Source organism: Haloechinothrix halophila YIM 93223, assembly GCF_000504245.1.
In the GTDB taxonomy this organism is placed as follows: Bacteria; Actinomycetota; Actinomycetes; order Mycobacteriales; family Pseudonocardiaceae; genus Haloechinothrix_A; species Haloechinothrix_A halophila.
Genome location: NZ_KI632509.1, coordinates 238757 through 252908, shown reverse-complemented (window position 1 = coordinate 252908; position 14152 = coordinate 238757). Strand labels below are relative to the sequence as shown.

Below are 14152 nucleotides of genomic sequence, written 5' to 3'. Positions count from 1 at the left end.
GAACGCGACGACCGGCACCGACACCACGGAAAACGGCGCGGAGAGCCAGGAGCCAGCCGCGGCGCGGATGACGACGGAGGGCCCGGTCTACACCGTCACCGGTGGCGACTGGGACGACGTCATCTCCGAGGTCGGTGGCGACGAGAAGATCGTCATGAACCTCGGCCCGCAGCACCCGTCCACGCACGGCGTGCTCCGGCTGGTGCTCGAGCTGGAAGGGGAGACGGTCACCGACCTGCGGTCGGTCATCGGTTACCTGCACACCGGCATCGAGAAGAACACCGAGTACCGCACCTGGACTCAGGGCGTCACGTTCGTGACGCGGATGGACTACCTCGCGCCGCTGTCCAACGAGGCGGCGTACTGCATGGGCGTCGAGAAGCTGCTCGGCATCGAGATCCCCAAGCGCGCCGAGGTCATCCGGGTGCTGCTGCTCGAGATCAACCGGATCAGCTCGCACATGGTCGCGCTCGCCACCGGCGGTATGGAGCTCGGCGCGCTGACCGCGATGACCGCTGGCTTCCGGGAGCGCGAAGAGGCGTTGCACCTGCTGGAGTTCCTCACCGGCTTGCGGATGAACCACGCCTTCATCCGGCCGGGCGGGGTCGCGCAGGACCTGCCCGCGGACGCCGAAGAGAAGATCGACGAGTTCGTCAAGACGATGGACAAGCGGCTGCCGGACTACGACAAGCTGCTGACAGGGCAGCCGATCTGGCAGCAGCGGCTCAAGGGCATCGGCTATCTGCCGGTGGATGCTTGCCTCGCGCTTGGCATCACCGGTCCGGTGCTGCGCTCGGCTGGTCTTGAGTGGGACCTGCGCCGGACAGACCCATATCTGGGCTACGAGGACTATGACTTCGAGGTCCCCATCGCGCACGAGGCCGACTCGTACGCCAGGTACCGGATCCGGGTCGAAGAGATCCACCAGTCGCTGCGGATCATCAAGCAGGCGGTCAAGAAGCTCGAACCGGGCCCGGTGATGGTCGAGGACAAGAAGATCGCCTGGCCGGCCCAGCTGTCGATCTCCTCGGACGGTATGGGCAACTCGCTTGAGCACGTCCGCAACATCATGGGTCAGTCGATGGAGTCGCTGATCCACCACTTCAAGCTGGTTACCGAGGGCTTCAGCGTCCCGCCAGGCCAGGTGTACGCCACGGTCGAGTCGCCGCGCGGCGAGCTTGGCTACCACATGGTCTCCGACGGTGGCACCCGTCCGATGCGGGTTCACGTGCGCGACCCAAGCTTCGTGAATCTGCAATCGATGCCAGCGATGTCTGAGGGCGGCATGGTCGCGGACGTGATCGCGGCCGTGGCTTCGCTCGACCCCGTGATGGGAGGGTGCGACCGGTGACGCAGGTTCCCGAGTCGACCGTGTTCGACGCCGACATCCACGCCAAGGCCACCGAGATCATCGGCCGCTACCCGGAGGCGCGCTCGGCGCTGCTTCCGATGCTGCACCTGGTGCAGTCGGTGCAGGGCTACGTCAGCCAGGAGGGCATCTCCTTCTGTGCCGAGAAGCTGGACCTCACCGACGCCGAGGTCAGCGCGGTCGCGACGTTCTACACCATGTACAAGCGCAAGCCGTGCGGCGAGCACTTGGTCAGCGTGTGCACCAACACGCTGTGCGCCGCGATGGGCGGCGATGCGATCTACAAGAAGCTGCAAGACCACCTCGGCGAGAACGGCACGCCGCTCGGGCACGAGGAGACGGCTGGCACGCCAGGCGAGACCGGTTCGATCACCCTCGAACACGCCGAGTGCCTCGCCGCCTGCGACCTCGCTCCCGTGCTGCAGGTCAACTACGAGTACTTCGACAACCAGACAGAGCAGAGCGCCGTCGAGCTGGTCGACGCGCTGCGCAAGGGTGAGCGGCCGCAGCCGACGCGCGGTGCGTCGCTGACCGACTTGAAGTCCGTCGAACTCCAGCTCGCCGGGTTCTTCCCGGAGGACGAGCAGTTCGCAACCGACGTCGACGGCCCATCGGCCGCCGAGGAGACGCTGCGCGGCGCGAAGCTCGCGCAGGAACGCGGCTGGGTCGCACCCGCCATGCGGGACGAGGAGACGCGATGACTCCTGGTGCACCCGTCGACATCCGCACCCTGACCGTGAGGGGAAGCCATGGCTGATCCGATCACGCCGGTGCTCACCAAGCGCTGGCTGTCGCCGAACTCCTGGCGGCTGTCCACCTACGAGCAGCTTGAGGGCTACACCGCTGTCAAGAAGGCGCTGCGCAAGCCGCCGGAACAGATGGTCGCGCTGATCAAGGACGCCGGTCTGCGTGGCCGGGGTGGCGCTGGCTTCCCTGCTGGCGTGAAGTGGTCGTTCATGCCGCAGGCCGACAAAGGCGCTGCCAAGCCACATTATTTAGTCATCAACGCCGATGAGGGCGAGCCGGGTACGTGCAAGGACATCCCGCTGATGATGGCCGACCCGCACTCGCTGATCGAGGGCTGCATCATCGCCTCGTACGCGATGCGGGCGCACCACTGCTTCATCTACGTGCGCGGCGAGGTGCTGCACTGCATCCGCAGGCTCAACGCGGCCGTCCGCGAGGCTTACGACGCCGGGTATCTCGGCAAGGACATCCTCGGCTCCGGCTTCGACCTCGACATCGTCGTGCACGCCGGCGCTGGCGCCTACATCTGCGGTGAGGAGACGGCGCTGCTCGACTCGCTGGAGGGACGTCGTGGCCAGCCCCGGCTGAAGCCGCCGTTCCCCGCCGCCGCCGGGCTCTACGCCAAGCCGACCACGGTCAACAACGTCGAGACCATCGCGACGGTGCCCTACATCGTCAACGGCGGGTCCGACTGGTTCCGCGAGATGGGTACCGAGAAATCGCCCGGCCCGAAGATCTTCTCGATCTCGGGTCACGTCGAGCAGCCCGGCCAGTACGAGGCCCCGCTCGGTACGACGCTGCGGGAGCTGCTGGAACTCGCGGGTGGCATGAAGGACGGCATCCCGCTCAAGTTCTGGACACCTGGCGGGTCGTCGACGCCGATGTTCACCGCCGACCACCTCGACGTCCCGCTTGACTTCGAGGGTGCCGCTGAGGCCGGGTCGATGCTCGGCACGACCGCGATCATGGTTTTCAACGAGACCGTGTCGGTGCCGTGGGCTGTGATGAAGTGGACGCAGTTCTACGAGCACGAGTCCTGCGGTAAGTGCACGCCGTGCCGCGAGGGCACGTTCTGGCTCGCGCAGGTGCTTGAGCGCATGGTCGCGGGTAAGGGCACCGAGGAAGACATCGACACCATGCTCGATGTCTGCGACAACATCCTCGGCCGGTCGTTCTGTGCCCTCGGTGACGGTGCGGTGAGCCCGATCGAGAGCGGTATCAAGTACTTCCGCGACGAGTTCCTCGCACTGTGCGAGGACAACAAGAGCAAGCAGTCCGAGGCTGAACTGGTGGGAGCGAAGGCATGACAGTGTCATTCGCGGTGACCAACGCAGTGGCGGCAGCTTTCAGCGCGAGCGGCCGGGAGGTGCCCGCATGACCATCGCACCGGAAAACACCGAGACCGAGGTGCCGGAAGGGCACGTGAAGCTGGTCGTCGACGGCGAGGAGGTCATCGCGCCGGAGGGCGAGTTGCTCATCCGCACCGCGGAGCGGCTGGGCACCGTCATTCCTCGCTTCTGTGACCACCCGCTGCTCGACCCGGCAGGTGCGTGCCGGCAGTGTCTGGTCGAGGTGGAGATGAACGGCCGCCCGATGCCGAAACCGCAGGCGTCGTGCACGATGACCGTCGCCGACGGCATGGTCGTCAAGACGCAGAAGTCCTCCCGCGTCGCGGAAAAGGCGCAGGAGGGTGTGATGGAGCTGCTGCTCATCAACCACCCGCTGGACTGCCCGATCTGCGACAAGGGCGGGGAATGCCCGCTGCAGAACCAGGCGATGGCCCACGGTCGGTCGACATCTCGTTTTGTCGACACGAAGCGCACGTTCCCGAAACCGATCTCGATCTCCACCCAGGTGCTGCTCGACCGCGAGCGTTGCGTGCTCTGCCAGCGCTGCACCCGGTTCTCCGATCAGATCGCCGGTGACCCGTTCATCGATCTGCTTGAGCGTGGCGTGCACCAGCAGATCGGCACCGCCGAGACGGCGGATATTCACAACTCCGCGTCGCACACGTCCAGCGGCACGCCGTTCCAGAGCTACTTCTCGGGCAACACCATTCAGATCTGCCCGGTCGGTGCGCTGACCTCGGCTGCCTATCGGTTCCGGTCGCGTCCGTTCGACCTCGTGTCTTCGCCCAGCGTGTGCGAGCACTGCTCGTCCGGCTGCGCGCTGCGTACCGACTTCCGGCGCGGCAAGGTGATGCGTCGACTCGCCGGCGACGACCCGGACGTCAATGAGGAATGGTCCTGCGACAAGGGCAGGTTCGCGTTCCGCTACGCCGCGGCGAAGGACCGTATCCGCAAGCCGATGGTGCGCGACGAGTCCGGTGAGCTGGTCGAGGCATCCTGGACCGAGGCGCTGCGGCGCGCGGCCGACGCGCTCGTCGCCGCCCGCGAGAGCAACGGTGCCGGGGTGCTCACCGGCGGGCGGCTCACCGTCGAGGACGCCTACGCGTACACCAAGTTCGCCCGGATCACGTTGCGCAGCAACGACATCGACTTCCGTGCACGGCCGCACTCCGCAGAGGAGCTGGACTTCCTGGCGTCCTCGGTAGTCGGCACGACGCCGGAGCACGTCAGCTACGCCAGCCTCGAGAAGGCGTCCGCCGTGCTGTGCGTGGCGTTCGAGCCGGAGGACGAGTCGCCGATTGTCTTCCTGCGGCTGCGCAAGGCCGCGCGCGACAAGGGCACCAAGGTGTTCCACATCGGACAGTGGACGACGTCCTCTGTGCGCAAGACGTTCGGTGAGCTGCTCGCCTGTGAACCAGGTGGGGAAGCCGCCGCTGTCGATGGCATCGCGGAGCACGCGAAGGATCTCGATGCCGCGCTGTCGTCCGACGATGCCGTGGTCCTTGTCGGTGATCGCGCGGCCGAGGTGCCCGGCCTGTTCGGTGCGGTGACCCGGCTCGCGGAGCGCACCGGCACCCGTGTCGCATGGGTGCCACGCAGGGCAGGTGAGCGGGGCGCGCTGGAAGCGGGCGCGGTTCCGACGCTGCTGCCCGGCGGCGCACCGGTCTCCGATGCCAGCGCCCGTGCGACGCTGGAGACGTCTTGGGGCCTCGACTCCGGCACGATGCCTGCCGAGCCGGGCCGCGACACCGCCGCGATGCTGGCCGCCGCCGCGTCCGGTGAGCTGGACGCGCTGGTCGTCGGCGGTGTCGACCCTGACGACCTGCCCGATCCCGCCGCGGCTCGCGAGGCGCTGGCCAACGTCGGGTTCGTGCTCAGCCTCGAGATGCGGCCGAGCGCGGTCACCGAGCACGCCGACGTCGTGCTGCCGATCGCGCCGGTCGACGAGAAGACCGGCACCTTCCTCGACTGGGAGGGCCGTGTGCGGCCGTTCTCGATCACGCTGGAAGGCACCGGCGCGTTGCCAGACTGCCGTGTGCTCGACACCCTCGCCGTCGAAATGGACGCGGACCTGTTCACCCAGACCGCGCAGGCGGCGTGGTCGGACTTCAGCCGGTCGCGTGTCGTGAGTGCTCATCAGGGTTCTAACCCGGATCAGCACTCACGACCCGCGGCGTCGACACCCGACACCCCGGACGGCACCGTCCGCCTCGCCACCTGGCGGCAGCTGATCGACAACGGGTCGCTGCAGGTGGAGGAGCCGCACCTGGCTGGCACCGCGCGGGACGCGGTGCTGCGGATGTCGGCCGCCACCGCGGAGCGGCACGGCGTCACCAGGGGTGAGCGGGCGACGATCAGCACCGAGCGCGGTGCGCTGACGCTTCCGGTTGAATTCACTGACCTGCCGGACGACGTCGTGTGGGCGCCTGCCCGGTCGCCGGAGTCGATCAGAAGCGTGCTCGGCGCGGGCCATGGCGCGAGCGTCGCGCTGTCAGGAGGTGCCCGATGACCAGCTTCCTCGCGCAGGCGCAGGAGCCGATGACGAGGGCGGAAGTCCTCGCGGACGATCCGGTCTGGCTCATCCTGATCAAGGTCGTCGCGCTGTTCGGCTTCGGCGTGCTGATGACCCTGTTCATGATCAACTGGGAGCGCAAGGTCGTCGCGCGGATGCAGCACCGCACCGGCCCGAACCGGGTCGGCCCGAACGGCTGGTTGCAGTCGCTCGCGGACGGCATCAAACTCGCGTTCGCCGAGGAGATCATCCCGACGAGCGCCGACCGCAAGGTGTATTGGCTGGCGCCGGTGATCTCCGCGACGCCCGCGTTCGTGGCGTTCTCCGTGCTGCCGTTCGGCCCTCAGGTATCGATGTTCGGCGAGCAAACCTACTTGCAGCTGGTCGACCTGCCGGTCGGCGTGCTTGTGGTGCTCGCGGCGTCGGCGGTCGGGGTGTACGGCATCATCCTCGGCGGCTGGGCGTCCGGCTCGCCGTACCCGCTGCTCGGCTCACTGCGCTCGGCGGCGCAGGTGATCTCCTACGAGATCGCGTTGGGGCTCTCGCTGTTCGCAGTGGTGCTCTATGCGGGCTCGCTGTCCACAGGCGACATCGTCGACGCGCAGCAGGGCGGCTGGTTCGCGCTACTGCTGCTGCCGAGCTTCATCATCTTCGTGATCTCGATGGTCGGCGAGACCAACCGCGCTCCGTTCGACCTGCCCGAGGCGGAGTCGGAACTCGTCGGTGGCTTCCACACCGAGTACAGCTCGCTGAAGTTCGCGCTGTTCTTCCTCGCTGAGTACGTGAACATGGTCGTACTCTCCGGCTTCGCGGTGACGCTCTTCCTCGGCGGGTACATGGCGCCGTGGCCGATCTCGGCCATCGGTGACGGCTATTTCAACACCGGCTGGTGGCCGGTGTTGTGGTTCGTCGCGAAGATGCTGATCTTCCTGTTCCTCTACATCTGGCTGCGCGGCACCCTGCCGAGGTTCCGCTACGACCAGTTCATGCGGCTCGGCTGGAAGGTCCTCATCCCGGCCAACCTGGTGTGGATCGTGATGATCGCGGGTGTCCGCGCCATCAACACCTCGACCGATGTCACCACCGGTCAGAAGGTCATCTTCGGCGCGGTCGCGATCCTGCTGATCGTGCTGCTGAGCCTGCTGATCCCGGAGAAACGGGTCGAGGAGGACAGTGGCGTACCCACGACCGGTGGCGGCTACCCGCTGCCGCCGCTCGACCTGGAAGTGCCGAAGCTGACGCCGAGGCAGGCCGCCCTGGAACGGGAACAGCGTAGGCGCAAGCGAGCTGAGGTCGGCGCTGGCGCGAGCACAGCGGGCGGGAGCAGCGCAACCACCACAGACGGCACCGGCAAGGAGGCCGACGATGGGAATGTTTGATCCTCTCAAGGGATTCGGCGTCACGTTCGCGACGATGTTCAAGAAGGTCGTCACCGAGCAGTACCCCGAGGACTTCTACCCAAGCGCGCCGCGCTGGCACGGCAGGCACCAGCTCAACCGGCACCCTGACGGGCTGGAGAAGTGTGTCGGCTGCGAGTTGTGTGCCTGGGCCTGCCCCGCTGACGCGATCTTCGTCGAGGGCGCGGACAACACGGAGGAGGAGCGCTACTCGCCTGGCGAGCGCTACGGCTTCGACTACCAGATCAACTATCTGCGCTGCATCGGCTGCGGGCTGTGCATCGAGGCGTGCCCCACTCGGTCGCTGACGATGGTCAACTTCTACGAGCTCGCCGATGACGACCGGCGCAAGCTCATCTACACCAAGGAAGACCTGATGGCGCCGCTGCTGCCAGGCATGGAGGAGCCCCCGCACCCGATGCGGCTCGGCGAGAACGAGCAGGACTACTACGTGCAGGGCCCCGAGCTCGCGCGCGGCAGGGGCGTGCCTGAGGGCGAGACCGTCGAGACAAGCAAGGAGGAGGCGATCCAGTGACCTCCTTCTCGCAGGCCGCTGTGGTGCTGGCGCAGCAAGGCGGTGAGGACGTCGTCGGCACCGGCGAGGCGATCGCGTTCTGGGTGCTCGGCCCGCTCGCGCTCGCCGGTGGCCTCGGCATGATCTTCGTGCGCAACGCGGTGCACTCGGCGTTGTGGCTGGTGGTGTCGATGCTTAGCTTCGGCGTGCTCTACATCGTGCAGAGTGCGCCGTTCCTCGGCTTCACACAGATCATCGTCTATACCGGCGCGGTGATGATGCTGTTCTTGTTCGTGCTGATGATGGCGGGCAGGGACAGCGCGGATTCGATGGTCGAGGTGCTGCGCGGGCAGCGGCTGCTCGCCGCGTTGTTCGGCATCGGCTTCGCCACGCTGCTCGTCGGCGCGCTGGCCCGGTCGCTGGTGAACGTCCAGGCCCAGGTGCCGCCCGACCCGTACGACCCGGCGCGCGGTGGTGGTGCTGGTGGCCTCGGCAGGCTGGTGTTCACCGACTTCCTGTTCGCCTTCGAGCTGACCGCAGCGCTGCTGATCGTGGCGGCGCTGGCTGGGATCGTGCTCGCCTACCGCGACCGCCGCGAAGGCCCCAAGCGCAGCCAGCGAGATCTGGTCGAGGCGCGGTTCAGGGGCGAGTACAAGCGCCGTTCGCCGCAACCTGGGCCAGGCGTGTTCGCGACCGGCAACTCGGTCGCCACGCCAGCGCTACTGCCGGACGGCTCGATCGCGCCGGAGTCGCTGTCCGAGCTGATCGAGTCGACCAATACCGCCCGGCTCATCGCCGAGCAAGACCGCGTCCTCGGCTCGCAGGCCGAGCACGACGACTCCCGCGCGCTGCTCGCTGGCGAAGACGAGCAGGGGAGCGAACAGGAGGGTGAGCGGAAGTGACCCCCACCTACTACTTGCTGCTGTCCGCGCTGCTGTTCGCGATCGGCGCGGTCGGCGTGCTGGTGCGGCGCAACGCGATCGTCGTGTTCATGTGCATCGAGCTGATGCTGAACTCGGTGAACCTGTCGCTGGTCACCTTCGCCAGGATCAACGGCGAGCTGGACGGTCAGGTGATGGCGTTCTTCGTCATGGTCGTCGCCGCTGCCGAGGTGGTCGTCGGACTCGCGATCATCATGGCGATCTTCCGTGCCAGGCGGTCCGCATCCGTCGACGACACGAACCTGCTGAAGTACTAGGGAGCCCGTGTGATCGCATCATCATGGCTGCTGGTCGCCTTCCCGGCGCTCGGCGCGCTCATCCTGCTGGCAGGCGGCAGGCGGACGGACGCCTGGGGGCATCTGCTCGGCTGCGCGACCGTGCTCGCGTCATTCGCCTACGGGGTGGCGCTGTTCTTCGCCAGTGACGGAAAGCCGACCGACACCACGCTGTACTCCTGGATGCCGGTCGCCGACCTCCAGGTCGATCTCGGACTGCGCATCGACGCGCTCTCGCTGGTGTTCGTGCTGCTGATCACCGGAGTCGGGTCGCTGATCCACATCTACGCGATCGGCTACATGTCCGACGACACCGACCGGCGTCGCTTCTTCGGCTACTTCAACCTGTTCGTCACCGCGATGCTGATCCTGGTGCTCGGCGACAACTTCGTCTCGCTGTACCTCGGCTGGGAGGGTGTCGGCCTCGCCTCGTACCTGCTGATCGGCTGGTACCAGTGGAAGCCGTCCGCGGCGACGGCGGCCAAGAAGGCGTTCATCATGAACCGGGTCGGCGACGTCGGCCTCGCGCTGGCGATCTTCCTGATGTGGAAGCACATCGGCAGCGTGTCCTACACCGAGGTGTTCGCCGGTATCGGCGACGTCGACAGCGGTGTCATCCTCGCGATCGGCCTGCTTCTGCTGCTCGGCGCCTGCGGTAAGTCCGGCCAGTTCCCGCTGCAGGCGTGGTTGCCGGACGCGATGGAAGGCCCGACCCCGGTCTCGGCCCTGATCCACGCGGCAACCATGGTCACCGCAGGCGTGTACCTGATCGCGCGGGCCAACCCGATCTACAACGCCACCCCGAACGCGCAGCTCGCCGTCGTCATCATCGGTGCGTTCACGCTGCTGCTCGGGGCGATCATCGGCTGCGCCTACGACGACATCAAGAAGGTGCTCGCGTACTCCACGGTCAGTCAGATCGGCTACATGATGCTCGCGGTCGGGCTCGGGCCGATCGGCTACGCGCTCGGCATCATGCACCTGCTCACCCACGGCTTCTTCAAGGCGGGACTGTTCCTCGGGGCAGGCTCGGTGATGCACGGCATGAACGACGAGGTCGACATGCGCAAGTTCGGCGGGCTGTGGCGCACGATGCCGATCACCTTCGTCACCTTCGGCATCGGCTACCTCGCGCTGATCGGCTTCCCGTTCTCCGCGGGCTACTTCTCCAAGGACGCCATCATCGCCGCCGCGTTCGCCCAGGAGGAGACCTGGCGGGCTTGGGTGTTCGGCGGGGCAGCGGTGCTCGGCGCCGGGCTGACGGCGTTCTACATGACCCGGCTGATGCTGATGACGTTCTTCGGCAAGCGGCGCTGGACCGAGCTGAAGAGCGAGGACGGCCGCGACTTCCACCCGCACGAGTCGCCGCCGGTGATGACCATCCCGATGATGATCCTCGCGATCGGCTCGGCTGGCGCTGGCGCGTTCTTCGTGTTCAACGGCCAGCTCGCGGAATGGCTGGCCCCTTCGCTCGGCGCGCTGCAGGAGGCGGAGCACGGTGTGGTCCCGCACAGCGCGGTTCCGTTCATCGTCGTCGGGATCTCCGCACTGGGTGTGCTGCTGGCGTGGCTGATCTTCGGGCGGCGAGAGATCGCCGTCGAGCGGCAGCCGGTTGGCGCCGTCGTTCGCGCGGCCCGCAGCGACTTGTACGGCAACGCGCTGAACGAGGCGGTGTTCGCCCGGCCGGGCACCTGGCTGTCGCGGGCGCTTGTCTACGTCGACAACAAGGGCGTCGACGGTTTCGTGAACGGCCTCGCCGCGCTGCTCGGCGGTAGTTCCGGCAGGCTGCGGCGGCTACAGACCGGCTTCGTCCGCTCGTACGCGCTGTCCATGCTGGTCGGGTCGTTCCTGCTGGTCGGCCTGCTGTTGATGGTGAGGTTCGCATGACCCTCTTGCTCGCAATCATCTTGCTGCCGCTCGTCGGGGCGGTCGCCGTCGCGGGTTTGCGCGCCAACGACCGGCTCGCCACGGCGGCCGCGTTCGGTTTCTCACTGGTCACGCTGGCGCTGGTCGCCCCGCTGTGGCTGAGCTACGACCCGGACGGCGCGCGGCTGCAGCAGACGAGCAGCATCGACTGGATCCCGCCGTTCGACATCCACATCTCGTTCGGCATCGATGGCATCGCGCTACTGATGATCGCGGTCATCGGCGTGCTCGTCCCGATGATCATCGGGTTGCTCGGCTTCACCGACAAGCTGCCGGAAGGCCGCAGCGCTGGCGGGTACCTCTCGCTGATCCTGGTGCAGCAGTCGCTGACGATCGCGGTGTTCGCCGCGACCGACGTCTTCCTGTTCTACGTGCTGTTCGAGGTCATGCTGATCCCGATGTACTTCCTGATCGGCGGCTACGGCGGCAAGGGCAGGCAGTACGCGGCGGTGAAGTTCTTCCTGTACTCGTTCCTCGGCGGGTTGATCATGCTGGCCGCCGCGATCGGGGCCTACGTCCATGCCGCCGATGAGCTCGGGACCGGCACCTTCGACTGGGAGACGCTGGCTCAGGTGGTGCCGAACGCGCCGCTGACGACGCAGATCTGGCTGTTCCTCGGCTTCTTCCTCGCCTTCGCGGTCAAGGCACCGCTCGTGCCGTTCCACACCTGGCTGCCGGACGCGGCGGGGGAGGCGCCGATCGGCGTCGCTGTGCTGCTGGTCGGCGTGCTTGACAAGGTCGGCACGTTCGGTTTCCTGCGCTACAGCATTCCGCTGTTCCCAGACGCCAGCAAGGAGCTCGCTCCGCTGGTGCTCGGTCTCGCGGTGGCAGGCGTGCTGTACGGCTCGATCCTCGCCGCGGGCCAGCAGGACATGAAGCGGTTCATCGCCTACGTGTCCATCGCGCACTTCGGGTTCATCGCGCTCGGCATCTTCGCGTTCACGGCGCAGGCCCAGGTCGGCGCGGTGACGTACATGCTCAACCACAGTCTCGCCACCGGCATGCTGATCATCGTGATCGGAATGGTCATCGCGCGCGGCGGCTCGACGACGATCTCCGCGTACGGCGGCATGGCGAAGCTGACACCGGTGCTCGCCGGGATGTTCCTGCTGGCTGGACTGTCCACGCTGTCGCTGCCTGGCACGAACTCGTTCATCAGCGAGTTCCTTGTGCTGCTTGGCTCGTTCGAGACGCGTCCGGTGTTCACCACGCTGGCCACCATCGGCATGGTGCTCGCGGCCGTCTACGTGCTGTGGCTGTACCAGCGCGTCATGCAGGGGCCGGTGCGCGGTGACGCGCTGCTCGGCGCCAGTGGCGGCCCCGGTGCCGTCGAGGCGCCGGAGACGGGCGCGAAGAAGTCCGTCAGGGACGTGTCGTTGAAAGAACTCGGCGTGCTCGCGCCGCTGGTCGTGCTGATCATCGGGCTCGGCTTCTACCCGAAGCCCGCGCTCGACGTCGTCACCCCCGTCGTCGACCAGACCGTGAGCATCGTGTCCACAGCGTCCGACTCGGAAGGTAGCAACGAGTGATGCCGCAGCAGTTCCTCGCGCAGGGCGAGCAGTTGCAGGTCCCAGCGATCGACTTCGCCGCCGTGCTGCCGATCCTCATCGTGTTTGGCGCCGCGTCGATCGGCGTGCTGCTGGAGGCGTTCCTGCCCAAGCACCAGCGCTGGTCGTCGCAGATCGCGCTGAGCCTGACCGGGATCGTCGGCGCGGGCATCGCGCTCGCCGCCTATATCAGCGACGCCCCGGAAGGCGGCATCACGACGTTCATGGCGCAGGGCGCGACGACTGGCGCCATCGCAGTGGACACGCCCGCGTTGTTCCTGTGGGGCACGCTGCTCGCGCTGGGGCTCGCCTCGCTGCTGATGATCGGGGACCGCTCGCTCGAACCTGGCGGCGCGTTCATCTCGCAGGCCGGCTTACAGTCCGGCGGGCTGCAGACGCGGGAGCAGGCGAACGTCACGGGGATGCAGACCGAGATCTTCCCGCTGACGCTGTTCGCGCTTGGCGGCATGATGACGTTCGTCGCGGCCAACGACCTGCTGACGATGTTCATCGCGCTCGAGGTGCTGAGCCTGCCGCTCTACCTGATGGCAGGGCTCGCGCGCAGGCGCAGGCTGCTCTCGCAGGAAGCCGCGGTGAAGTACTTCTTGCTCGGCGCGTTCGCCAGCGCGTTCTTTCTCTACGGCGTCGCGTTGCTGTACGGCTACGCGGGCTCGGTCAAGCTGGCCGAGATCGCCGCGGCCACGGCGGGCAGCTCGGCCTCCGACACGCTGCTCTACGCCGGTATCGGGCTGGTCGTCGTCGGGCTGCTGTTCAAGGGGTCCGTCGGGCCGTTCCACACCTGGACGCCGGACGTCTACCAGGGTGCGCCCACCCCGGTCACCGGGTTTATGGCGGCGTGCACCAAGGTGGCGGCGTTCGGCGGGATGCTGCGGGTACTCACCGTGGCGTTCGAACCGGCCAGCTGGGAATGGGAAGTCCCGCTGTGGCTGATCGCGGTGATCTCGATGGCCATCGGCGCGATCTTCGGCCTGACCCAGCGCGACTTGAAGCGAATGATCGCCTACTCGTCGATCGCCCATGCCGGGTTCCTCGTCGTCGGCGCGATGACGCTGACCGAGGACGGACTGTCGTCGACGCTGTTCTACCTGCTGGCCTACGGCTTCACCACGATCGCGGTGTTCGGCGTGATCAGCCTGGTCCGCGATGCCAATGGCGAGGCGACCGACCTGTCGTCCTGGGCGGGGCTGGCGAAGCGCTCGCCGCTGGTGGCTGGGGTGTTCACCTTCCTGCTGCTCGCGTTGGCCGGTATCCCGCTGACCAGCGGGTTCATCGGCAAGTTCGCGGTGTTCTCGGCGGCACTGGCCGACGGCAACGCGGCGCTCGTTGTGATCGCGCTGGTCGCCAGCGCCGTGGCGGCGTTCTTCTACTTGCGGGTCGTGGTGCTGATGTACTTCTCCGAGCCCGCGGCGGAGGGCCCCGCGGTGACCGTGCCCGGCGCGTTCACCACGGCGGCGATCACGCTCGGCACCGCGGCGACGCTGGTGCTCGGCATCGTGCCCGCGTTCGCGCTGAACTGGGCCAGCGCGGGTGGTTTCGTGCCGTAGCCGATGGCCG

The 14152-nt window shown here is 67.3% G+C and carries 11 protein-coding genes; all 11 read left to right on the top strand.

Features of this window, described 5'->3' with window-relative positions; translation table 11 throughout:
- Positions 1 to 67 precede the first annotated feature (67 nt).
- The 11 genes from AMYHA_RS01220 to nuoN all read left to right on the top strand — a co-directional run bounded on the left by AMYHA_RS01220 (position 68) and on the right by nuoN (position 14142).
- Positions 68 to 1351 (top strand): NADH-quinone oxidoreductase subunit D, encoded by a 1284-nt coding sequence (locus AMYHA_RS01220; protein WP_407919899.1) that lies wholly within the window; start codon positions 68 to 70, stop codon positions 1349 to 1351.
- Positions 1348 to 2070 (top strand): NADH-quinone oxidoreductase subunit NuoE, encoded by a 723-nt coding sequence (gene nuoE, locus AMYHA_RS01215; protein WP_034275330.1) that lies wholly within the window; start codon positions 1348 to 1350, stop codon positions 2068 to 2070. Before AMYHA_RS01220 ends, nuoE begins: the two co-directional genes overlap by 4 nt.
- A gap of 48 nt (positions 2071 to 2118) precedes the next feature.
- Positions 2119 to 3423, top strand: coding sequence for an NADH-quinone oxidoreductase subunit NuoF (gene nuoF / locus AMYHA_RS01210; RefSeq protein ID WP_034267092.1), 1305 nt, complete (start codon positions 2119 to 2121; stop codon positions 3421 to 3423).
- Positions 3424 to 3490: 67 nt separating this feature from the next.
- On the top strand, positions 3491 to 5974 hold the full coding sequence (locus AMYHA_RS01205; RefSeq protein ID WP_034267089.1) for an NADH-quinone oxidoreductase subunit G: 2484 nt from the start codon (positions 3491 to 3493) through the stop codon (positions 5972 to 5974).
- Complete coding sequence (nuoH, locus tag AMYHA_RS01200) at positions 5971 to 7356, top strand: NADH-quinone oxidoreductase subunit NuoH (protein WP_084036679.1); 1386 nt, start codon at positions 5971 to 5973, stop codon at positions 7354 to 7356. Before AMYHA_RS01205 ends, nuoH begins: the two co-directional genes overlap by 4 nt.
- A complete protein-coding gene (nuoI, locus tag AMYHA_RS01195) occupies positions 7343 to 7909 on the top strand; it encodes an NADH-quinone oxidoreductase subunit NuoI (RefSeq protein WP_034267086.1) in 567 nt (188 codons plus the stop codon). The genes nuoH and nuoI overlap by 14 nt, the downstream gene beginning before the upstream one ends.
- Positions 7906 to 8790 (top strand): NADH-quinone oxidoreductase subunit J, encoded by an 885-nt coding sequence (locus AMYHA_RS01190; RefSeq protein WP_034267084.1) that lies wholly within the window; start codon positions 7906 to 7908, stop codon positions 8788 to 8790. Before nuoI ends, AMYHA_RS01190 begins: the two co-directional genes overlap by 4 nt.
- Complete coding sequence (gene nuoK / locus AMYHA_RS01185) at positions 8787 to 9086, top strand: NADH-quinone oxidoreductase subunit NuoK (RefSeq protein ID WP_034267082.1); 300 nt, start codon at positions 8787 to 8789, stop codon at positions 9084 to 9086. Before AMYHA_RS01190 ends, nuoK begins: the two co-directional genes overlap by 4 nt.
- 9 nt (positions 9087 to 9095) lie before the next feature.
- Positions 9096 to 10991 carry an NADH-quinone oxidoreductase subunit L gene (gene nuoL, locus AMYHA_RS01180; protein ID WP_034267079.1) on the top strand — a complete coding sequence of 632 codons (1896 nt, stop codon included), beginning with the start codon at positions 9096 to 9098 and terminating at the stop codon, positions 10989 to 10991.
- Complete coding sequence (locus AMYHA_RS01175) at positions 10988 to 12559, top strand: NADH-quinone oxidoreductase subunit M (RefSeq protein WP_034267076.1); 1572 nt, start codon at positions 10988 to 10990, stop codon at positions 12557 to 12559. The genes nuoL and AMYHA_RS01175 overlap by 4 nt, the downstream gene beginning before the upstream one ends.
- Entirely contained in the window at positions 12559 to 14142 is a 1584-nt protein-coding gene (gene nuoN / locus AMYHA_RS01170; protein WP_034267072.1) for an NADH-quinone oxidoreductase subunit NuoN, read from the top strand. Before AMYHA_RS01175 ends, nuoN begins: the two co-directional genes overlap by 1 nt.
- The last annotated feature ends 10 nt before the right edge of the window (positions 14143 to 14152 follow it).

Excerpts from the sequence above, each read along its gene's own strand:
- nuoI (WP_034267086.1), top strand. The coding sequence starts at position 7,343 with ATGGGAATGTTTGATCCTCTCAAGGGATTCGGCGTCACGTTCGCGACG.
- AMYHA_RS01205 (WP_034267089.1), top strand. The coding sequence starts at position 3,491 with ATGACCATCGCACCGGAAAACACCGAGACCGAGGTGCCGGAAGGGCAC.
- AMYHA_RS01175 (WP_034267076.1), top strand. The coding sequence starts at position 10,988 with ATGACCCTCTTGCTCGCAATCATCTTGCTGCCGCTCGTCGGGGCGGTC.
- nuoH (WP_084036679.1), top strand. The coding sequence starts at position 5,971 with ATGACCAGCTTCCTCGCGCAGGCGCAGGAGCCGATGACGAGGGCGGAA.
- nuoN (WP_034267072.1), top strand. The coding sequence starts at position 12,559 with ATGCCGCAGCAGTTCCTCGCGCAGGGCGAGCAGTTGCAGGTCCCAGCG.
- AMYHA_RS01220 (WP_407919899.1), top strand. The coding sequence starts at position 68 with ATGACGACGGAGGGCCCGGTCTACACCGTCACCGGTGGCGACTGGGAC.
- nuoF (WP_034267092.1), top strand. The coding sequence starts at position 2,119 with ATGGCTGATCCGATCACGCCGGTGCTCACCAAGCGCTGGCTGTCGCCG.